The 22,650-nt window shown below is 57.9% G+C and carries 9 protein-coding genes; 2 read left to right on the top strand and 7 right to left on the bottom strand.

Annotated elements, in window-relative coordinates; translation table 11 throughout:
* Positions 1-64: 64 nt before the first annotated feature.
* The 3 genes from EC9_RS05175 to EC9_RS05165 form a co-directional block, all read right to left on the bottom strand.
* Complete coding sequence (locus tag EC9_RS05175) at positions 65-892, bottom strand: ExeA family protein (protein ID WP_145342955.1); 828 nt, start codon at positions 890-892, stop codon at positions 65-67.
* 65 nt (positions 893-957) lie between these two features.
* A complete protein-coding gene (locus EC9_RS05170) occupies positions 958-2,295 on the bottom strand; it encodes a P-loop NTPase family protein (RefSeq protein WP_145342953.1) in 1,338 nt (445 codons plus the stop codon).
* Between the two features lie 22 nt (positions 2,296-2,317).
* Positions 2,318-3,859, bottom strand: a complete 1,542-nt coding sequence (locus tag EC9_RS05165; RefSeq protein WP_145342951.1) for a hypothetical protein — start codon at positions 3,857-3,859, stop codon at positions 2,318-2,320.
* 387 nt (positions 3,860-4,246) lie between these two features.
* On the opposite strand from EC9_RS05165, the gene metH reads away from it, so the two are divergent.
* Together metH and EC9_RS05155 are read left to right on the top strand one after the other, a co-directional pair.
* Positions 4,247-7,939: a methionine synthase gene (metH, locus tag EC9_RS05160; RefSeq protein WP_145342950.1), complete on the top strand. Its 3,693-nt coding sequence runs from the start codon at positions 4,247-4,249 to the stop codon at positions 7,937-7,939.
* Positions 7,940-8,621: 682 nt separating this feature from the next.
* Entirely contained in the window at positions 8,622-10,079 is a 1,458-nt protein-coding gene (locus tag EC9_RS05155) for a sugar MFS transporter (RefSeq protein WP_145342948.1), read from the top strand.
* Between the two features lie 47 nt (positions 10,080-10,126).
* On the opposite strand, the gene EC9_RS05150 is transcribed toward EC9_RS05155, so the two are convergent.
* The 4 genes from EC9_RS05150 to EC9_RS05135 are packed head-to-tail and all read right to left on the bottom strand — an operon-like array spanning position 10,127 to position 22,435.
* Entirely contained in the window at positions 10,127-10,789 is a 663-nt protein-coding gene (locus EC9_RS05150) for a class I SAM-dependent methyltransferase (protein ID WP_145342946.1), read from the bottom strand.
* A gap of 48 nt (positions 10,790-10,837) precedes the next feature.
* Positions 10,838-11,863: a DUF2156 domain-containing protein gene (locus EC9_RS05145; RefSeq protein WP_218934597.1), complete on the bottom strand. Its 1,026-nt coding sequence runs from the start codon at positions 11,861-11,863 to the stop codon at positions 10,838-10,840.
* A gap of 8 nt (positions 11,864-11,871) precedes the next feature.
* Positions 11,872-13,125, bottom strand: a complete 1,254-nt coding sequence (locus EC9_RS05140) for a GNAT family N-acetyltransferase (RefSeq protein ID WP_145342942.1) — start codon at positions 13,123-13,125, stop codon at positions 11,872-11,874.
* Between the two features lie 10 nt (positions 13,126-13,135).
* Positions 13,136-22,435: a type I polyketide synthase gene (locus EC9_RS05135; RefSeq protein ID WP_145342940.1), complete on the bottom strand. Its 9,300-nt coding sequence runs from the start codon at positions 22,433-22,435 to the stop codon at positions 13,136-13,138.
* Positions 22,436-22,650: the final 215 nt, after the last annotated feature.

Genomic DNA, 22,650 nt, shown 5'->3' with positions numbered 1-22,650 from the left:
AAGCAGGGGACGTTCCGTTGTCGGTCGCCTAATGTCTCAACTCTCGCGCAGGAAGAACGCTGGCTTAGGCGGGGATCGAGACGAGTTCGTTGTAGACGCCTTCGATGTGGTGCGCGTCGACTTGCGGTTGGTCTTCGGCGTAGGCGACCATCAAGCCGAGATCGCATAGGCGGTTGATCCGGCGAGGGATCCCGGAGCTGCGGAGCTGGATCGCTTCGAGCGCTGCTAGGCTGAAGATCTTGTCGATCTCGCCACCAACGGCGGCCAAGCGGTGTTGGATGTATCCGGCGGTCTGTTCCATCGACAACCGTTGCAACACGCATTTGACCGATACGCGTCCGTCCAAGGCGCGGTTGCGTTCGATCGTGCTGATCAACGTTGGGTGGCCGACCAGAACCAAGGTCCAAGCCGATTCGGATCCTTCGGCACCGGCGTTGATGTTCAACAGCAGGCGTAGCGTTTCAAGTTGTTGTGAATCGCTGAGCAGATGGGCTTCGTCGACGATCAGAACCGCATGTTTTCCGGCGGCGACGTTATTGTTCAGGAAGGTTTGAATCCGCCCCAACGCGCCGCGCATCGATTCGTTATCGTCGCCGGTGCTGCCGGTCCATTGGTCGGCGATATAGGAGAGTAGCTGTTCGCCGGGCAACGACGGGAAGACGACTTGAGCGACCGGGCCAAAATCGTCCGGAAGTTGGCGGACGAAGCTGTCCAGCAGGATCGTCTTGCCCATCCCACTCTCACCGCACAAGACTGCCGCGCTGCGACGATTCTCGACGCCGTAGCGAAGTTTCAGCAGCGCCGTCTGATGGACTTCCGAAGGATAATAAAACTGTTCGTTGGACCAGTTTTCAAACGGGCGTTCGGTCAGATTCCAGTGGCTTTTATACATTTTGGTCCTTCCCCAGGCGATTGATTCAACGATCAGCGAGCGAATCCAGAGATCGTCGCAACGCTTTAAACGGCGGCGCCGGATGCGTCTGCGTCGGTGTAATTTTCGATCAGGCCAATGTTTTCGATGCCGACGGCGCGGATCCGACGAGCGTACGATTCGAGCGTGTCGGGATCGATCCGGCGCATATCTTCGATCAATACCACCGCGTCGAAAAATTCATCGCTCAGCGGAATCGAAAGTCCAAAGCTGGCGTGTTGCAGGGGTCCAAAATCGACCACGATCAGGTCGAAGTGGAGTTTCAGACGATCGAAGAGCGACGTGGCACAACGGTCGATCTGCTTGAGTTGTTCCGGTGACTTTTTCAACAGCGGCAGGAAGCAGAAGTTGTTCGAGATCGACAGCACCGCAACTTCTTCGACCGACACATCCTGGGAGATCGCGTCGACCCAGTCGTTGCTCATTTCCAGTTGCAGTTTTTCCAGTAGCGATGGGTTTTCGGTATCCGCATCGACCAACGCGACTCGCAAGCCAGTGTTGGCGGCAACTTGGGCGATCGCAATCGCTACGGTCGATCGACCCGTCTCGCGATTCTGGCTGCTGACGGCCATCGTTTGCAGCCCCTCGCGACTTGCTCGCTCCAGTTGCGTCCCCATCGGCTGCAGGTGTTCGGCGACCAGGTTCTTTGCTACTTCGGGCAGCAGGAACTCATCGACTTCCCAGACCGGTGTAAACGCTGGCAGGGCTTCGCGTTCGCTGGCCGCAGAGTGTTTTGGAAACGTCGGCTCGATGCTCTGAACCGCTTCCACCTTTTGGGCTAGTTCCAACGTTTGCAGCTTCGCCGACCAGGCATCATAGGCCGTGGTGCCCGGGCGGACATCGATCTGTGTTTCAGGTTCCGCTTGTGTTTCGGGTTCCGCTGTCGGGGCGACGGGAGTCTCCGCCACCGGTGCTGGTTCTGGAGCGTCTGCGACGACGGGTGGGGTGACCGGTTCTGGAGCGGCAGCTTCCGCGTCGGTGGTTACCGCGACGATTGCTTCGGGTTCCACGGCTGGCGGTGTTACGGTTTCAAAGACAGGCGTTGGTTCTGCGGTTGGCAGCGGTTTTTCAACTGCGGTCGGCAGCGTTGCGACTGTCGGAACCGGGCTGTCGATTTGTTGTCCAGTATCGACGCGTGTGCGTGGGGAGACCGTTGGAGCATCCGCCGATGCGACGGGACCGTCCGTCGGTGGGTGGAAATGAGGTCCACCGACCGCGTGCGCCGCTTCATTCCGGAAAACCTGTCCCGAGGGCTCGTCGATCCATACGGCTTTCGTCCCGTTGGCCGACTCACTGGCGGTGCCGGGCGTTCCGGTGCGTTTGGCGTAGGCTTTGCGGAATGCCTGATCGATACTGGTGGTCATAGCTTGGTACTCAAGAACAGGTTCATCGACTAGGAACGTATGACTGTTGACCGGCATACGGAGGTTGATTTGGATTGGCGTACGGATTTCCGCCCGCCGCAGGCTGAGATGTCATCGGGTAACCGGCGGCTGCCGGCTGACCGTAATTGTTTTGCGGTGCGGCGTAATTGGGGGCGTATCCGTTGGGTTGCTGAGCTTGGTTAGGATACTGCGGGGCCGCCGGTTGATTGACGTAACCCTGCCCCGGAATGTAGGTTTGGGCAGGCACTTGCTGTTGTTGCAGCTGTTGCTGTGCGAGCTGTTGCTGCTGTTGCAATGCCATTTGATGTTGCGCCATTTGCTGCTGGGCTAGCTGCTGTTGCTGAGCCAGTTGTTGCTGCTGCTGTTGGGCAAAGTCTTGTTGCTGAAGAGCCTGTTGCTGTTGCTGCGCAGCATAGGCTGGTGCTGCGACGTAGGGTGGGTATTGCGGCGGATTCAGCGAACTTGGCGCGACGGCCGTCGTTGGGTAATTAAATTGGTTTCCTGGACTGGCCGTTTGCCCTGAATTTTCTGGCAGCATGGCAACGTTGGTCGGTTCGTCCGAGTGTCCCACAGGCTGAACAAATTGTTGCCAGTCGGCGATCGTGTCGGGCGTGCTGGTCGGTTTGTAGACAGGGGATGGCGTGGTCTCGGGCTCCACAAGACTGGCGATGCGAGGTTCTTCGGTCGCGGGAGCTTCGAGGGCGGCTTGGCTGTCGGTCGTTTCGCTAGCTTCCTCTGCCTCTTCCGGTGCGACCGGTTCGGTCGCTTCTTGCGGCGCATTGAGGGCTAAGTTGGGGATCGGGAAGGCGGGCAGTTCGGTCGACGGTTCGTCTTCGATCTCGCCCAGGCTGGGCAGACCTGCATCCTGTTCATGCATCGATCCACTCTCGTCGGAACCGGCCGCATCCTGTTCGCTGGGACGCGGTGTTGTCTGTTCCGACGGAGAATCGATTGGCGAAGGATCCAGCGGGTCGATCGTTGGCGAGATCACGTCGATAACGGCCGTTTGCGGAGCGTTTGACTGGTCGATGCTGGGGTGATCCGGTTCGGCCGACTCGGATTGCAAATGATTTGCTTCGGCAACGTGAACCGGTTCGTTGGAGATTGCTTGATGAGGATCTTCGGCCAGGTATTGAGCTCGCGATGCCGGCGGCACGTCGCGGGTAGCGATGATCGCTACGGTTGCAACCGCCAGGAACAGCAGGATCAGCACCAGACGCGATCCAACCGTCTCCATCCACGTGCTGTCTGCCGGTTCGTCGATCGGCGGCAGCTCGGGGAGATCGCCATAAGTATGACTGGCGTCGATTCGTTGGTAGACCGGTTCCGGGGCAGGGGCTGTTTCGGCAACGGGCGTTGTCGGAGGTGGTGTTTCGATTGAATCGGTGCTTGCAGCGACCGTGGGCGCAGCGTCGACAGGCTCGACCGGTTGTGGGCGATCGTTCAAGTCGGGGATGCGGAATAGCGTTGGCAATCCGCCACCCGTCGGTCGAGACGATGGGCGTGGTCGGTGAACCGTCGGTGGGGTGGACGTTGACGACATCTGGTCATTCCTTGACACGTGGCGTTTTGCCATCCTGGGGATTTTCTGGCCGCGCTTTGCGAACCTAATCGCCGCACAAGCTCCTCTATGTATCGGTATCGGTACCGATTAGAAGGATCTTGAGCGATTTAACGAATAGTCAATCGAGAAAGACGAGGCAAGATCGATCGATTGTGCCGGTCAGTCGGACCTGTCGATTTGTGAACGTTTGCTTGCGTTGCGGTACTGACAGAATGGCTCACGTGCTTCAGACTGTAGGCAGACATGTTTACCATGGCTGAACATACCCCGCAAATGTCGTACAATCGGGCGCCCCCGCACTACCGTTGCCGTAGCTGCCCCCCGGATGAGAAACTAAACCAGCCTTCGAGATAGCAAATACTTTCCATGACCAACCCTATCGATCTACTGCCTCACCTGATTCGCGAACGCATCCTGATCCTCGACGGAGCGATGGGAACGATGATTCAGCGATTGGGACTGGACGAAGCGGGGGTCCGTGGCGATCGGTTTGCCGATCACCACAAAGATTTAAAAAACTTCTCTGATATCTTATGTCTGACCCACCCGGAGAAGATCACCGATATCCACCGCGCTTATTTTGAAGCGGGAAGCGATATCGTCGAGACCAACTCCTTTGGCGCTTCGCCGGTCGGAATGGTCGAATTCGATCTGCCTTTGGAATTGGTCGACGAGATCAATCACGCGGCGGTTGCGTGTGCTCGCAAAGCTGCCGACGAATGGACCGAACGGACGCCGGGCAAGCCGCGGTTTGTCGCTGGTTCGATCGGTCCGACGACGCAGCAGTTGGCGATCAGCACGCAAGTCGACGACCCGGCGTTTCGCAGCACGACCTTCGAAGCGATGGTCGCCAGCTACAAGGCCCAAGTGAAATCGTTGGTCGAAGCGGGAGTCGACATCCTGTTGCCCGAAACGGCGATCGACACGTTGAACCTGAAATCGTGCCTGTTTGCGATCCAAGATTACTTCGACGGCGGTGGACGCCGCGTGCCGGTGATGGTCAGCGGAACGTTCGACAAGGGAGGCCGGACGTTTGTCAGCGGCCAGACTGTCGACGCCTTTGTGACTTCGCTGGCTCACTTTCCTTTGCTATCGGTCGGCATGAACTGTGCCCTCGGCCCCGATGTGATGCGTCCCCACGTCGAAGAGATGTCGCACGCGACGGGGATTCCCGTCAGCTGTCACCCCAACGCGGGGCTGCCCAACGAGATGGGGCAATTCGACCTCGATCCGCCCAAAATGGCGGAAATCGTCGGCGAATACGCTGACAACGGCTGGATCAACATTCTGGGTGGCTGCTGCGGAACGACTCCCGATCACATCCGCGCGATGGCTCAGCGAGTGGAGGGCAAACGGCCCAAGCAGGAACAGACCGGGCCGATCTACACGCGACTGTCGGGCCAATTGCCGATGGTGATGCGTCCGGAGATCCCGTTCACGATGATCGGTGAACGGACCAATGTGACCGGCAGCAAGAAGTTCGCTCGACTGATTAGAGGCGATCAGTTCGACGAGGCGGTCGAAGTCGCTCGCGAGCAGGTCCAAAACGGTGCGACGATTATCGACATCAACTTCGATGATGCCCTGTTGGATGGTGCCGAAGCGATGACGCGGTTCCTGCGTTTGATCTCGGGCGACGACGTCGTGGCGGCAGTGCCGGTGATGATCGACAGCAGTAAATGGGAAGTCATCGAGGCGGGGCTGCGGAACACGCAGGGTAAGGCGATCGTCAACTCGATCTCGCTGAAAGATGGCGAAGAGGAGTTCCTGCGACGGGCGCGATTGGTTCGCCAGTATGGTGCCGCCGCGGTCGTGATGGCTTTCGATGAAGAGGGGCAAGCGGCCGATGAAGACAATAAAGTCCGGATCTGCAAACGGGCTTACGATCTGTTGGTCAACGAGGCGCGGTTCCCACCCGAAGACATCATCTTCGACCCCAATATTTTGACCGTCGCGACAGGGATGGACGAGCACAACAACTATGCCGTCGATTTCGTCAACGCGGTGGCTCGGATCAAGAAGGAATGCCCGGGAGCCAAGACCAGCGGCGGCGTCAGCAACATCAGCTTCAGTTTCCGCGGCAACGACCGCGTCCGCGAAGCGATCCACAGCGCCTTCTTATATAAGGCTGTGAAAGCTGGGTTGGACATGGGGATCGTCAACGCGGGGCAATTGGAGGTCTACGAAGAGATCCCCAAGGATCTGTTGGAACATGTCGAAGACGTGTTGTGGAACCGTCGCCCCGATGCGACCGACCGCATGCTGGAGTTCGCCGAGACGGTCAAGGGAGACGGCAAGCAGAAGGCGGGCGAAGACCTCGCGTGGCGCGACGCTCCTGTCATCGAACGGATGAAGCATGCGTTGATCAAGGGAATCGACAAGTACATCGTCGAGGATACCGAAGAGGCGCGGCAGCACTTCGATCGCTGCCTGCACGTCATCGAAGGGCCGCTGATGGCCGGTATGTCGGTCGTGGGAGATCTGTTTGGCGAAGGAAAAATGTTCCTGCCGCAAGTCGTCAAAAGTGCTCGGGTGATGAAAAAGGCTGTCGCTTATCTGGAACCATTCATGGAGCAGGAAAAGCGAGAAGCTGGGATCGAGAGCCACGCCGCGCGGGGCACGTTCCTGATCGCTACGGTCAAGGGAGACGTTCACGATATCGGCAAGAATATCGTCGGCGTGGTGCTGCAGTGCAACAACTACAAGGTGATCGACCTTGGCGTGATGGTCTCCAGCGAGACGATTCTTGAAGAGGCGGTCAAGCACAACGTCGACATGATCGGTTTGAGCGGGCTGATTACGCCTAGTTTGGACGAGATGGTCCACGTCGCTCGCGAGATGAAACGCAAGAAGATGACGTTGCCGCTGTTGATCGGCGGAGCGACGACCAGCGCCAAGCACACGGCGGTTCGCGTTGCCCCGGCGTACGATGGTTCGGTGTTCCATGTGTTGGATGCCAGCCGCAGCGTGAATGTGGTCGAGAAGTTGATCAGCGCCGAGCATCGCGACGCCTATATGGCCGAAAACGTCGAGATCCAGAAAAAGCTGGTCGCCAGTTACCGCGACCGCCAACAGAAACTGGTCCCCTACGCCGAAGCGTTGGAAAAACGTTTCGCCACCGATTGGAAGACGGTACAAATCGATAAGCCCGCGTTTACGGGGACCAAGACGCTCACCGATTTCCCGCTGGAAGAGATCCGGCCGTTTATCGATTGGTCGCCGTTTTTCATGACTTGGGAACTGAAAGGGAAGTTCCCCAAGATCTTCGACGATCCTACGGTCGGAGCTCAGGCGAAGGAACTGTACGAAGATGCCAACCGCGTGTTGGACGAAGTGATCGTGGCCGGCTCGTTGAAAGCCAACGCGGTCTACGGCTTCTGGCCCGCAGCCAGCGACGGCGACGACGTGATTCTGTACACCGATGAATCGCGTTCGGCGGAATTGACTCGCTTCCATTTCTTGCGTCAGCAATGGGAACGCAAGGGACAATCGGACTTCCGTTCGTTGGCCGATTACATCGCTCCGGTCGATTCGGGACGCGAAGACTACATCGGCGGCTTTGTGGTCACCGGCGGCCTGGGGGCCGAAGCGTTGGCGGCGAAGTACCGGGAGGAGCTGGACGATTACAAAGCGATCATGGTTTCAGCGGTTGCCGACCGGTTGGCCGAAGCGTTTGCCGAACTGATGCACCAGCGGGCTCGCGAGGATTGGGGCTTCGGCAAAACCGAAGGCCTTTCGACCGAGGAGTTGATCGCCGAGAAGTACCGCGGAATCCGTCCGGCGGCAGGTTATCCCGCCAGCCCCGACCACACCGAGAAGCGAACGCTGTTCGATCTGTTGGACGCCGAAAAGCAGACCGGTGTGGAGCTGACGGAAAGCTTCGCGATGACGCCTGGTTCGAGTGTCAGCGGACTCTATTTTGCCCATCCGGAGTCGCGGTATTTCGCTGTCGATCGAGTCACCAAGGATCAGATCGAAGCCTATACGGCACGGAAAGGAAAGCCGTTGTCGGAAGTCGAACGCTGGTTGTCGCCGAACCTGGCGTATGAGCCCTCGTGATATTGCTGACGGATCGGCCCTTCCCGAAAAACTCGCTCGGCGCTCGTTCCACGCCCCTTCTAGGCTCCCAGCTTCGCCGGGCGTGTGAAGGCAAACGGCTCACTTCGCCCTCACCGAACGAGGTTTAGCCGATGATGAGGCAGACTGGGTTCCGGGGGGCTGTGACTCCGTTCACGGGGATATTGGCGTTGCATAACGCGGGAAGCGTTTGATGATTTTGGTGATCCCGCAACGGAGTCGCGGGATCACATTGGTTCACGCGACACCCGGCCCCACTTAGACATGGATTCCTTCCCGTGGAGGAAGGTGCGGAGTTGGACATCCACACCAAGAGTGCCTTAGGGCTCTTTGCAAACCGCCCTTTTGGGCGTTCCGGCCACTCCCAAGCCAAGCCAGCAATACCGGGAGACAATGCAATATGCATCTCCTTTTGGGGTGTGGTGTCACCGATCGATGGTTGTTAATCAGCCATTGCAAACCTCCTCTCGACTCCTAATAAATCATGACACCACCGTGATGCTCCGGTAGAGCAAACGGATCGTGATCGCATAGACTGTGGACTCGCTCGGGCCGCCTCGCGATGGCGAGAATGCATTTGAAAAGATGCTGGCTTTCGCGGGCAAGATGCCGGCGCACTCGGGGAACCACGAAATACTTAAGACGAGGCGGAAACAAGATCACTATGGACACATCAGCATCATTGCTCTCCGATCGCGAACCGTCGGAACTTGGCGACAAGCCGCCTGCCGTCGTTCCGCGTCGCTACTTGCTGGCGTTCATTTTGACGACCTGCTGTTTTTCGATGTGGGGATTTGCCAACGACCTGACCAATCCGCTGGTGAAGGTTTTTAAGGAGGTCTTCCAGATCAGTAACACGCAGAGTTCGCTGGTCCAGTTCGCTTTCTATAGCGGCTATTTCACGATGGCGCTGCCAGCAGCATTTTTCATTCGCCGGTTCTCCTATAAAGGAGCGATCATGGTCGGGTTCGCCCTTTACGCCGTCGGCGCGTTGATGAGCATCCCAGCCAGCTTGAACACCAATTTCTGGATCTTCATCGCCGGCTTCTATGTGCTGACGTTTGGATTGGCCTTCTTGGAAACCAGCTGCAATCCGTACATCCTGGCGATGGGCCCAGCCGAAACGGCGACGCGACGTTTGAATCTAGCTCAGGCCTTTAATCCGATCGGCTCCTTGACCGGCATGATCGTCGCCTCGCTGCTGATCGCCCCCAGCCTGAACATCGGTTCGTTTCGCGATGCTGTCGAAAATCGCGATCCCGCCGCGGTGCAGTACCTGCAGGCGGAATATCCCGACGGGCTGCCCGATTTCGCCACGGAGTTCGGCGCGTTGGATAGCGCTGCCAGCGCGGGGCTGAAGAACATGAAAGCGACAGCGCCGGAAGAGTTCCTGGCGATCCAAACGCACGACCTGGCCGTGGTGCGAACGCCGTACGTGGCGATCGCCGCCGTCGCGTTGGCATTTCTAGTCCTGTTTGCGGTCGCCAAGATGCCCGACTTTCGACAGCCCGAGCCGGACGCCCCCTTCTTCGAGGTCGTTGGCCGGTTGTTGGCCCGTCCGAATTTTCGTGAAGGAGTGATCGCGCAAGCGTTTTACGTGGGAGCCCAGATCACGTGTTGGACGTTTGTGATTCACTACGGCATGGAACAGGTTGGACTGACACTGGCCCAAGCTCAGAATTGGAACATCGCCGCGATGGTGATCTTCCTGATCAGCCGATTCATCTGCACCTTCCTGATGCATTACGTTAGCGCCGGCCGATTGTTGGCGTTGTTTGCGATCGCCGCGGTTGGTTTCACGTTGGGAGCGATCCTGTTGCCGGGCAAGACCGGCCTGATCTGCTTGGTCCTCGTATCGGCCTGCATGTCGCTGATGTTCCCGACGATCTACGGCATCGCATTAAAAGATCTTCCCGAAGAGGAAGCCAAGCTCGGATCGGCCGGCTTGATCATGGCGATCGTCGGCGGGGCGGTGCTGCCGCTGATGCAGGGCAAGTTCATCGACGAGCTAGGCGTCCGCAGTTCGTTCTACTTGCCGCTGATCTGTTTCGTCGTGATCGCACTGTTTGGCATCCGCACGTTCACCAAGTTCGAACGCCCGACAGTCACAGCAAACCACTGAGGCTCGCCGGGCGCTACCAACCGGCGACGTCTACGGCGCGACCGCTCTCAAACAGCGTTGGCAACGACGTCGTGCAACGGTTGTGCTCGTTTCTGGCCGACAAACGTGACTGCCATCAGCGGTTCGTCGTGGCTGATCGAGACGGTGTCGAAGTATTTGTTGGCGGCGGGCAACAGCGTTTCGGAGAAGTCTTGGCGAAAGACTTTGTTGGCAAAAGATATCGTTGCTTTTTGATAAACTCGCCGCAACCAAGGCTGTTCGGTCGGGACGTACATATCCAACAACAGCAACCGCCCGCCTGGTTTCAGCGCTTTCCAGATCCCCTGCAGCGCCGGGTCGAATTGGTCGGTGGAGAGAACGCCCAACGAATACGACGCGATGACAACGTCGACCTCCTCCTGGATCGGCAGGTCCAAACCGTCGCGCAATAGAAAGTGATACTTCAGCACGTCGCTTGGTTTGCAACAGGCGACCGCGCGTTTGGCCATCGACGGCGAAGAATCGACAGCATAGATTGTTCCTCCGTCGCGGAGCCAGGGATACAACAGTCGTAGGCTCAAACCGGTGCCACAGCCCCAATCGAGGACCGTCGCGCCGGGTTGCAGCCCCAGCCCTTCGATCGCACTTGCTTTTAAAACCTCTTCTTTGCGCATCGTTAAAGACAAATGCAGCATGTCATAGAACGCGCCGCCAATTCGATAGATCTGCATCGAGGGTAATCCCTTGGAATAATTAGCTGGCCATCGCTGACCCTGACCTTATAGCAACTTCAATGTTTTGATGATCGACAACAATTCGCGGATCGAATTGCCCTGCGTACTACTCAGGAAGACCGGCCTTGCCACGCCACCAAACTTCCTCTTATGAACCGCGTTTCCCTTGAAGGGATACAGGAAGTTCAGGTGCTCGTAAGCAAATCCAAGCGAGAAGCGGGCAACGCGGCTGTGTCGGTATTGTTCTTGCAATTCGTACAGCGGTGAGAATCCGAGCGAGACGTATTCGATCTCTGCTTCGGCAAACTGTTTGATCGCTTCTAAAACGCAAACTGCGCTGGTGCCATGAGGAGCCTGGGCGCAGATCCGATCGAGATTGTGGTAGTAGCCGACGATCTTTTTGTTGCGGTAGATCGGATCGAAGCTGGTCATACCGATCAATTCGCCCCGTTGCCGGGCGGTCAGGAAATAGACATCTTCTTCGTCGCGACCTTGAAAGGGCCTCATCAACAGCGTGAATTCTCGACCGCTGCGATTCTTTAGCCAGGCGTCGGAAAGCGAGCGGATCTCCGCGGGATCGACGTCCGAAATCTTGCAGTGCTCGACAACCACCTGCTCGCGTTGGCACTTGTTGCGCCACTGCCGCAACTTGCTGCGCAGCTTTCCATCGAGACTAAAACCATCGATCGGCAACTCCGTTTCGATTCCAAAACAGTTCACCTGCAATCCCATCCCTTCCAATACGCTTGCGTAATGTTGATCGACCTGCAAAAAGATCGCTTTGGGATGTTGCGCCAAAAACGCTTGCGTGATCGCTCGATAGTCGGCCGGGTCGCAGACGGGATTCGAGAGGATCATCTTGCGACCGGTGAGTGCCAGTACCGGATGGCGAAAGCTTTGGTAGGCGATGTAGCCTTTCTCGTCGTCGATGAAGTACTCCAGGCCGGGCTGCAATGTGGAGTAGCCGACACATCGCTCCCCAAAGCGTTTCAGGAAGTCGACGAGAAGATCGCGTTGCTGCCGTGGAGAGGATTGCGATCCTGCAGGATACGTCGCGTCCAAATTTGTCATCACTGCACTCATGGTAAAAGTCCGAGTACAGTTGCTCGAGCGACAGTCGCCGGCGGCGCTACCGTAGACGTCGTCTTCCCCGATACCTGCGGCGAGCGTTTTCCGCTGAGGGTTTCGATTGGCGCCAACAACGGCGCGGCGGGTAGAAACCAACGTTGGAACATCCACAACAAGGGCCGAAACAGATTGCGTCCCTTGATATAAATGCTTAACGGAATCTGCCGGCAACCGAGTCGGGCTTTAAAGGTGTCGCCGTTTTGTCCGACGTTGATTCGCGACACGTGTTGGCGAAATCCAATGTCCAAATCGGAAAACATGATGTTGAAATAAAGATGCGCCTGATCATTCAATGAATAATCGATGCCACAGAACATCATCTGGAAGACATCGTCCCCTTTAAGCGAGCAGGAGACGGCGACAAGGCGTTCGGATTGGTAGATGAAGGTGAAATGAGCGGCATCGCCAAATTGACGGGCCAGTTCACGAAAGAACTCTGCCGGCAGCGTTTCCAATCTCGAATGCGATTTCCCCAAAACAGCCAGGTACAATCGATGGGCTTCGTCGGTAAAACGCTCGATCGCTTCGGGCCCGCCCGGTAGTTGAATCAACTGGCAACCGGTGTCGCGCAAACGACGCCGCGACTGACGAATGCTCGACCGACTGCGCGAACTGCGGGCGGCGAGGTAGTCATCGAAACTATCAAATGCGAGTTCCAAACGATTCATCGGCAGACTGTCGGCTTTGTAGTACCGGTATTGCCGACTGAATTGATCCGCCCATTCGCTATCGGTCTGTTCGAACTCCTTGATCACGATCAATCCCACCGCTTCTCGGCGGGCGATTGTCGCGAGGGCGTCGTCCATCAAGCGGACAACCTCTTGGTGATTGGTGTCGGGCAGCATCACCAGCCCACGCTGGCCGGCGGAGACCGGCAAACCAGCAAAGACAATTTTCAGAAACAAAAACGACGGGAGCACCCGTCGCACCCAACCGATAACTTTTTGTAACGGCGCACCGGTTAAGACGCCTGCGTCGACGCGATATCGCGAAATGCAAGAGATCGCGACCGGGCGTTTTCCATCGTAGAAAACGACAGGCCAACAGCGCGTGTCGGCCGCCATCGAGGTCTCGACGACACGGATGAAACGGAGATCGCAAAACGGATCTCCGAAGCGCTGCTGAACCGAGTTCCAGGCTTCCACGGGGACCGCATCGGCGGAATCGAAGATGCGATAGTGAAACCCGATCGTTTCGTTTGTCACGGATAGCTGCCTATTGAACACTATTGGCCGTGTTGGCCGAATCGGACTCGAGCGTAGGAAATGCCCCGGTTCGCTTCAGGCATTCCAGATACAGATTCAACAATCGAGCGTCGACCTCCGCACATCGGATGTCCAGCTGACTCAATAGTCGCAGCGTGATTCGGCAGTCGTATTTAGGGTGCAACGCTGGAGCGACACCGTTGTTATCCGCCGCGTCGGGAACCATCGTCTTGACCAATGTCTGCATCGTTTCCATCGGGACGCGAGCCGTCAAAGCCAACAGTTCCGAACGCCATTGGTCGTAGGGAACCGGACGGATTCCAGTTCCGTCGCGTTGCATCCATTCGACCAGATAGCGATAGTTCAGCGGATTGGGGTTCGTCAGATGGAAGACTCCGCCGAGCGACTCGTTCTGCAGCGAGATGCCCACGATCGCATTGGCGACATAATCGACTGGCGTCATATCCAGTTCACCCGACCGCAGCGGTGCGGATCCCATTCGCCAACAGGTCAACATGATCGTGTGCAGCAGGTCGTCGATGTTCGACGCCCCGGTCTCGCTGTGTCCCGTGACGTGGCCAGGACGGTAGATGGCGGCTGGAATACCGCGATCTTGCGCCTGGCGGATCATCGTTTCGGAAACCCATTTGGATTGGGAATATCCGTGCAGCAACGACTCGGGCGCTGGCAGCGGATCGTTTTCATCCACCGTTTCACCACGCGTCGCCTCGCTGGCCATCACCGTGAAGGTGGAGACAAAGTGAACGGGATTCAGCCGCGTCTGGGCGGCGAGCCGCAAGACTTCTTGAGTCCCCAAGACGTTGGTGTTTTTCAGTTGAGCATAGGGTGCGCCGAGATTGACATCGGCACCGTTGTGGTAGATCGAATCGACCGATTTGGCCAATTCGTCGAATTGCGATTGGGATAGCCCCAACAACGGCTTGGAGAAATCACCGCAGACCGGGACCACGCGCTTGTCGAAGTCGGGAACCGACAGCTCATATTTGCGGAGATTGTCCAGCAGACGCTGTCTGCCGCGGGCGAGGTCCTTGGCGCGGACCAAGCAGTAGATATTGGCATCGGTCTGCAGAACCAACTGCTCCAGGACAAACGCACCAACAAACCCCGTCGCTCCGGTCAGCAGAACCGCATGCGGACGACTAAATTCGTAGCGAGCACCTGGCGGCGGAGCAATCGCCGGATCGAGCATCGCCTCTTTGACGAAATCGACATCGATCGCTTCACGTCCCGCACGACTCAAAAGCTTGGCATTGGCAAGCGTCGCATCAGCGCTTTCGGTACCGGCGTTGGCTGCCGCGAAACAGGTGAAATCGGCGACGCGACGATCGGGATGCCGAGCAACCTCTTCAAGCAAATGTAAGAAGAGATCCTGTAGACCGGCGATCGTCGCCGGATCGTATTTTGCGGCGTCGTATTCCCAAGCTCCGATCAGCGTTCCGTTGGCGATCTGCAAATGCAGACAGATGGCGTTGGTCGATTGGGCGTGTTCAAAATCGATCGACTGCAATGAGATTCGATCGACGTTGGCGGTCACGCCGGCAACGCCAAGCCCCATCGCGGCCAAGGCCGCCGTATCCTCCCCGGGGATTTCACGCATCGCAAATCCAACAGCCAGCGAACATGCGACCGATCCCAAGCCGGCGTCCTGTTGCAGTTGGGTTAGCGACACGGGAGAGTGTTCGCTCGCGGCGGTCACAGCCGACTGATTGCGAGCCAACAATTCCAGGAAAGTTGGATCGTCGCCGGTTTGGCTACGGACGGGAACTGTCGTTGCCAGTGGTCCCACCAGACGACGCAACTCAGGCTGTCGACGACCGTGCATCGCGTGTTCCAGGACGATGTCGGACCGATTGGCGCGGCGATGCAACAGAATCTGAAAGGCTGTCAGCAACACGCGTTCTTGGGGGACATTCTGCTGTGCTGCCAGGGTCACCAATTGCTGCGACAGATCCGCCGAGATCCTGAACCGCTTTGTGGCATGGTGCAAATTCAGATCGTTGCGATCGTGATCGGTTGGCAATTTAAAGTCCCATGGGGCGTCCTTGAGCGTTGTGCTCCAGTGTTTTTGCAACTGCTGTGCATGATCTCCCGAGAGCCACTTGGATTGCCAAGCTGCAAAATCTTCGAAGGTCACTTTCATCGGCGACGACAGCATCGCTTCGCCCCGCTGTTGCAAGCTGTAATTGGCCAGCAATTCTTGCAACACGATCGTCAACGACTGAGAATCGGCAACCGCTTGGTGCGCCGTCACGACGACAACCGTTTCGTGCCGCTGCACAGGCACAAGATCGATTCGGACGCAGGAGCCCGAATGCAGATCGAACGGCCGATCAACACAGTCTTTCAACCGCTGCGACAGTTCGCTGGCCGCCGGAGGCTCGTGCAGCTTCACGCAACGGGCTGCATCGCCGCTGTCTGCGTAGCTTTGCACCAGGCGACCGTCTTGCGTATGGAAACTCGCCCGCAACATCGGGTGTCGCTGACGCAGATGCTCAAACGCATACAGTATGTCGTTTAGGTCCAAACGACAGGAAACCTTCGCGATCGACACGACATGCTGTGATGCGATGTCGTCCATCGGTTGCAGGGCTGCGATCTGTTGCGCCGTCAGAGCAAACGTCTCTTCATGGAACGCCAGGGGATCCAACGGCACATTGCTGGATGCCTCGGTCGCGTCGCCCGCTCCGCTGGTTTGGGAAACATTGGCCGATTCCAACAACTGACGCAGCACAACTTTGGAGAAGTCTTTGATGCTCGAACCACCCAGCACACTTCCCATTGCCAGCGTGACGCCCAATTCGGTCTCGATCCGATTCATCAGATCGATCGCCATCAGCGAATCGAGTCCTAGGGTGGTCAACGACGCTTGGCGATCGACCTGAGCGGCTTCGATTCCAAACACGTCGGCAACTTGGTCGGCGATCAAATGCTCGACCAAACCGATCTGTTCTTGAGGCGAAGCGGCGATGATCCGCGGTCCCAGCATGCCACCGGCACCGCTGTCGCGTTGGTCTCCGATCACATCGGCGAACATCGGGGCGTTGGCAACCATTGGGCTGAAGCGAGCCAGCGCCGACCAATCGGCGCGGCAGGCTCCCAATTGCACCGGATTTCGCGACAGCATCTGGCGATAGACGCGGAACGCTTCATCCATGCTGAACGCTTTCATGCCGATCTTGTCCAGATATTGAGCTGTCTTTTCGTTGCGGTCGACAAATCCAGCTCCCGACAACGCGGTCCAGTTGTAGGTCAGCGCGGGCAGCCCCAGCGACTTGCGGTAGTGGGCCAGGGCGTCGAGGAAACAGTTGCCGGCGTTGTAGTTCGCTTGCTTCGCACCCCCAACGACATTCGAGAAGGAGGAGAAGCAAACAAAATGTTCCAGCGGGGCATCGAGGGTCGCTTGATGTAGGTTCCATGCTCCCAGCAGTTTGGGATCCATGACCTTGTTGAAACGTTGATCGTTGAGTTCGACGATAAATTCATCGTCCAGCACCATCGCGCTGTGAATCACTCCTCGCAGCGGAGGCAGCGTGGCGGTGATCTCATCGACGACGCGACGCACGTCATCGGGACAGGTTACGTCGCCGCGCGCGTCGACGACGTTGATGCCCGACGCTCGCAATCGTTCGATGTCGGCAATCGCCGCTTCGTCGCGGGCCCCACTGCGACTCATCAGGACCAGATGCCGGGCCCCATGTCGCGCCATAAACTTGGCGTGTTCCAGACCAAATCCGCTCGCACCACCGACGATCAGGTAACTGGCGTCTTCGCGGAACAGATGAGCGTCTTCGGTGCACGGGCCGATCTCCAATCGATCGACTTCAAACGAAAGGACGTTTTTGCCGATGTGTTTTCCTTGCGCCATGAAGCGGAAGGCGTCGACGACTTCGTTGATCGGGAAAACCGTGTGGGGCAGCGGGCGGAAGTCGCCAGCTTCAAAGCGTTCTGACAACTCTGCAAACAGCGACGCGATAAACGACGGCCGATGTTCCAGATGCTGCGCCAGGTCGATCACAAAGTAGGAGATGTTATTTCGCAACGCCTGCAGCCCGATCTTGGAATTTCCGTAGACATCGATCTTACCGATCTCCAGGAAGCGCCCAAACGGTGCCAGCACTGAGAAGTTCTTCGGAATGAAGTCGCCCGCCAAGGAATTCAAGACCGCGTCGACGCCGCGGCCGTTGGTGATCGCCATGACTTCGTCGGCAAAGTCCAACGAACGGGAATCCATCACGTGCGGAACGCCCATGTCGTGTAACAGTTGCCGTTTTTCGGGCGTCCCGGCGGTTGCAAAGATCTCCAGGCCAAGGTGTTGAGCAATTTGAATCGCTGCTTGCCCCACACCGCCAGTGCCGGCATGGATCAAGATGCTTTCACCCGCTTGCATATGAGCCAGGCCGCAGATCGCGTATTGAGCTGTCAGGAAGACGGTCGAGAGGGTCGCTGCTTCCTGGAACGAAAGATGATCGGGCATCTTGAAGCACAAGCGGCGATCGATCGTGGTGAACGAGCGGAAGGAATAGGGAGCCATTCCGGCCACCGAATCGCCCACTTTCAGATCGGTCACGCCATCGCCAACGCGAGTGACGGTTCCCGCGAAATCATCGCCAAACCACAGCAGGTCGATCGGGTTGCCGGGATACATTCCCAACGCTTTCATCACGTCGCGGAAGTTGATTCCGCCCGCTTTGACTTCGATCTCGATTTCGCCAGCGGCAGGTTCGCGGCGGCTGGTTTCGTTCAACGACAGATTCGTCAGGATGCCGGGCTTTTCGGTTTGCAGGCGATAGGCAGCTTTGCCCGCGTCGCTGAACGCATCGCGGGTTCGATTGGCCAGTTGATCCAACGGTACGCGAGCCAAGCGATTGACGTGACGAACGCCGTCGCGATAGGCAACTTCCAGTTCGTCGTTGCCCGACAACACCTCTTGCAACAACCGATCGTGTTCGGTCGATGTGGCGCTGGAGTCCAGGTCGACCACGGTCCAACGGAACCCCGGGTGTTCGTTGTTGGCAACGCGTGCGAAACCAACGATCGGCGAGGAGGCAAGTTGCGGACAGCTATCGGTTTCGAGAACGCTTTGGGCACCTCGTGTCACAAATCGGACGCGTGGTGGCTGAGCGAACGGACGTCCTTCCAACAGATGGACCAACCGCAACGCATGCAGCGTTCCAGTCGCCTGAGCTTTGGCCAGATCATCAGCCTGCAATCGTTCGGTTGTGCAATGATCCAAAGACCAGCAGTGGACGATTCCCGCCAACGCGTCGACCTGGACTTCGGTGTCGGCCATGATCCGGCGCAAGTCGTCGACCGATTCGGGATCGATCGTGAATCGATCCTTGCCCTCCTTGCTGAACGTGTCCCCAACGCGAACCGAGACCGCTTGATGGCCTTGTGCGGCCAGCGTTTCGCAAAGCGTCTGACCAACGCCCTGCTGATCGATGAAGACCAGATAGGTCGCCGGTTCGAAAGCGTCGGGCGATGTTGTCGTCGCGGCGCCGGAGACATCGGGCGTTGATTCGGCTTCGGTCGATGCTGTCGCTTCCGCGGCGTTGTCGCCCGAATCTTCGGGCTGCCAGCGGAACTGATAATAGCCGTTTTCGATCGCGTCGGGCGACTTCTTTTGCTCCACCAGATCGGCGCGGAAGCCTAAGATGTCGGCGATCCGATTCCCCTGGTCGTCGTAGACAAAGATGTCGGCGTGCAAGCTCTTGCCATCATCGGCGATCTGTTTGGCGTGCGTCCAGAAACGTGTCGGTGGATTTTCGCAGTACATCCGCACGCGACCGATAAATTCGGGCAGGTAGAAGTAATCGGCAGCCTGTTTTTCGGGAGAGATCGTTTGGACGCCTTTGAAGATGTGGAAACAGGCGTCCAAGACTGCGGGATGGATATGGTATTGGTCGACGGTCCGTTCGATCCCCGCCGGCACGATGACTTCGGCCAACGCTTCGCCGGTATCGCGCCAAACGTGATGGATGTGGCGGAACAGCGGCCCAAATTCGTAACCGGCTTCGGCGAATTCACCATAATATTGTTCGTGTTCCATTTGGTCGGGCAAGGCCGCGCGGATCTGCGGCAGATCAACAGCCGCCGGTTGCGGTGCCGCCAGCAAGGTCAGTCGACCTTCGGCGTGCAGTTTCCAATCATCGCGTCGGCCCGTCGAACTGTAGACGCCGTAGCTGCGATCCTTTTCGTGGAAGACGACGCGAACACGAGGGATCCGATCGGCGGAGATAAACATCGCATCTTTGATGTCGACGTTTTCGACGACATACGCCTCTTCGGGGAACAGATGCCGAGCCAACGCCAGACCGATCTCGCAATAGCCCGCGCCGGGGAATACCACTGAACCCCAAAATGAATGGTCCGAGAGGTAGTCGAAGACGGCTAGGTCCAGCGCCGATTCCCAGGTCGGTTCGGGCGCGATCACGCGGCGTCCCAACAGCGGATGGACGTCGGGCTGCAGCCACAACAGATTCATATCGTCGGGGCTGAGCCAATTGCGTTGGTGATGCCACGGGTAGCGGGGCAATTTGACCAAGTGCCCCGGCGTTTGGTTGACGGCGGCCCAATCGATCTCGATTCCAGAGCAGTGCAGCCCGGCGACGTTGCTCAGCAGATGTTCCGATTCATCGGTGTTGCGGCTCAACGAATGATAGATCGTTCCCTGTTTGCCTTGGTCGACGAAACATTGATTGATCGAACTGAGCAGTGCCGGATGCGGTCCGATCTCCAGGAACGCTTCGGAACCGGCGGCGATCAGATGCTGGATCGCGGTGCTGAAGAGAACTGGATAGCGGACGTTCCGCCACCAATATCCTGCATCCATCAACTCGCCCGCCAATTCGCTGGCGGTGACGGTTGAAACCAGCGGAATCTGCGCAGGCCGCGGCTGGATATCAGCTAACGATTCCAGCAGTTCCGCGCGGATTGGTTCCATCTGATGCGTATGGAAAGCGTAATTGACTCGCAACCAACGCATGAACGTCCCCGATTTCTCAAGCTCGTGAGCGATCGTTTCCAACGGCTCGGTGTCGCCGGCCAGCGTGACAAGATTGGAACTGTTGATCGCCGCGACTTGAACGCGATCGTATCGATCGCCGATCCGCTGTCGCGCCTCGGCTGCGGAGAGTCCAACGGCCAGCATCCGGCCGGTCCCGGCCATCGTGTCTTGCAAGCGGCTGCGATGATAGATCACCTTGACCGCATCGGCCAAGCTGTAGACGCCGGCACAATAGGCGGCGGCCACTTCGCCAACGCTGTGCCCGACCACCTTCGATGGCGTTACGCCCCAGGACTTCCAGAGTTCGACCAGGGCCACTTGCAACGCAAAGATTGCCGGCTGAGCGATCGCGGTTTGATTGATCTTCGAATCGGCTTCGTCCCGCTTCATCTCGGTCAGCAACGACCAACCGGCCAGCGGTTGCAACAGCGCATCGATGCGTTGGATCGTCGCCCGGAAGTGCGGTTCGCGGTCGAGCAGCTGGCGTCCCATGCCCCACCACTGCGCACCTTGTCCGGTAAATACAAAAACGGGTTTGTCGTGAGGACCGGTTGTTTTTGCGTGCACAAATCCAGTGGCTCCACGCGGATCATCCAACCAGGCTCGCATGCGATCTTGCATCGTTTTGCTGTCGGCAGCGGTGAAGACCAAGCGGTCGTGATGCTGTTCCTTGCGGCTGCCCGCGGAGTAACAAACGTCCTCCAACGGTAACGACGGATCGTCTAATAAGTCGATAAGAGATGCGACGTAGCTTTTCAGCGCCACCTCATCGCGAGCCGAGATCGGCAGCAGGAAAGGTCGATCGGCCAAGACGGTTGCCGCACGGCTGGCAGCGCCGTTTGCCTCGCCGTTTGCCTCGCCGTTAACGGCTCCGTTACTCGACCCGTTTTTCTCGTGTCCATTGGAATGCGAATGCAGTTGTTGGCGAGGGGCGGTGTGAGCCGTTGATGGCTTGGCCGTCGGCGGAGCGGCTTCCAAGACGACGTGCGAATTTGTACCACCAAACCCAAACGAATTGACTGCCGCGACGGGAGGCTGTGAATCGTAGTGCGGCAGCGGTTGCAGATGCGTCGCGACCTGCAGTTGCAGTTTGTCGAAGGGGATGTTGGGGTTGGGCGTTTCAAAATTCTGATTTGGCGGCACTTGGTCCTTGTGCAAGACCAACGCCGCTTTGATCAGGCCGGCGATCCCCGAACCGGCTTCCAAGTGACCGATGTTCGTTTTTACCGACCCCAGCAGGCAGGGTTGGTCGGCGGGGCGGCCTTTCGACAAAACGTTGCCCAAGGCCGCCAGTTCGATCGGGTCTCCGACCGAGGTTCCGGTTCCATGGGCCTCCATATAAGCGACGCGATTTGGGGCGAGGCCGGCTTCGCTATACGCCTGGCGCAACATCGCCGACTGGCCATCGATTCCAGGAACCGTCATCGATGACGTGTGGCCATCCTGGTTGACCACCGCGCCACGAATCACCGCATAGACCGAATCGCCATCGGCGATCGCTTGACGGAGCGGTTTGATGTAGACCATGCCAGCTCCCTCGCCACGGACATAGCCATTGGCCCGCGCATCAAACGCAAAACACTGACCATCGGGGGAGAGCATCGATGCGCGGCTGAAGCCCATCGTGGCGTGAGGCGTGAGCATCGAATTGACACCGCCGGCCAACGCGCCGGTCGATTTCCCCGACCAGATGCTCTGGCAGGCCAAGCTGACCGCGACCAACCCCGACGAACAAGCTGTGTCGACCGAAACGCTAGGCCCTTTGAGATCCAGCAGATAGGAGACGCGATTCGATGCGATGCTCAGCGTGCAACCGCTGTTGGTATGCACGTCGGCGATCACGTCTTCGGACATTTGAATGCTGGCGAAATCGTGGCTCGCCACGCCAACAAAGACGCTTGTCTGCGAGCCTTTCAATTTCCCAGGGGCAATTCCCGAATCCTCGATCGCTTCCCAAGCGGTCTCCAACAGCCAACGCTGCTGAGGATCCATTCGCGATGCTTCGCGTGGCGAAACGCCCCAGAACAGCGGATCGAAGTTCTCGATCCCGTCGATGAATCCACCCCGGCGAGTAACCATTCGGTTGGCGACATCGTTTTTGGGGTGGTAGTAGTGTTCGCGATCCCAGCGAGTCTCGGGAACCTCGACAATCCCCGACCGCCGCTCGGCGATCAAACTCCAGAAGCTTTCAACATCGACCACTCCGCCAGGTAACCTGCAACCAATGCCCACGATCGCTAACGGTTCCCCCTGGTGTAGAGCAACCTTGGAATCAACATTCATACTTTAAGAACCTGCCGTTTTTGAATCGCAGCCATAAAAACCTACCCGCACCGGGCTCGTGTACCGGGGGTACATGTTGCTACACTCACCCCACACCCCTAGCTTAACTACACGCATAGTGATATACAATTGGATGTAACGGGATTGTCAATTTGGTGTCGGTACACTTATTGAGAGATCCCTGCGAGAGGGGGGGGCGAGAAGCTGTTGATTAC

The sequence above is a fragment of the Rosistilla ulvae genome (genome assembly GCF_007741475.1).
GTDB classification, from domain to species: domain Bacteria; phylum Planctomycetota; class Planctomycetia; order Pirellulales; family Pirellulaceae; genus Rosistilla; species Rosistilla ulvae.
The sequence above is the reverse complement of the archived record's forward strand: the minus strand, read 5'-3'. Positions and strand labels throughout refer to the sequence as shown.

Excerpts from the sequence above, each read along its gene's own strand:
- EC9_RS05175 (WP_145342955.1), bottom strand. The coding sequence starts at position 892 with ATGTATAAAAGCCACTGGAATCTGACCGAACGCCCGTTTGAAAACTGG.
- EC9_RS05170 (WP_145342953.1), bottom strand. The coding sequence starts at position 2,295 with ATGACCACCAGTATCGATCAGGCATTCCGCAAAGCCTACGCCAAACGC.
- EC9_RS05165 (WP_145342951.1), bottom strand. The coding sequence starts at position 3,859 with ATGTCGTCAACGTCCACCCCACCGACGGTTCACCGACCACGCCCATCG.
- metH (WP_145342950.1), top strand. The coding sequence starts at position 4,247 with ATGACCAACCCTATCGATCTACTGCCTCACCTGATTCGCGAACGCATC.
- EC9_RS05155 (WP_145342948.1), top strand. The coding sequence starts at position 8,622 with ATGGACACATCAGCATCATTGCTCTCCGATCGCGAACCGTCGGAACTT.
- EC9_RS05150 (WP_145342946.1), bottom strand. The coding sequence starts at position 10,789 with ATGCAGATCTATCGAATTGGCGGCGCGTTCTATGACATGCTGCATTTG.
- EC9_RS05145 (WP_218934597.1), bottom strand. The coding sequence starts at position 11,863 with ATGACAAATTTGGACGCGACGTATCCTGCAGGATCGCAATCCTCTCCA.
- EC9_RS05135 (WP_145342940.1), bottom strand. The coding sequence starts at position 22,435 with ATGAATGTTGATTCCAAGGTTGCTCTACACCAGGGGGAACCGTTAGCG.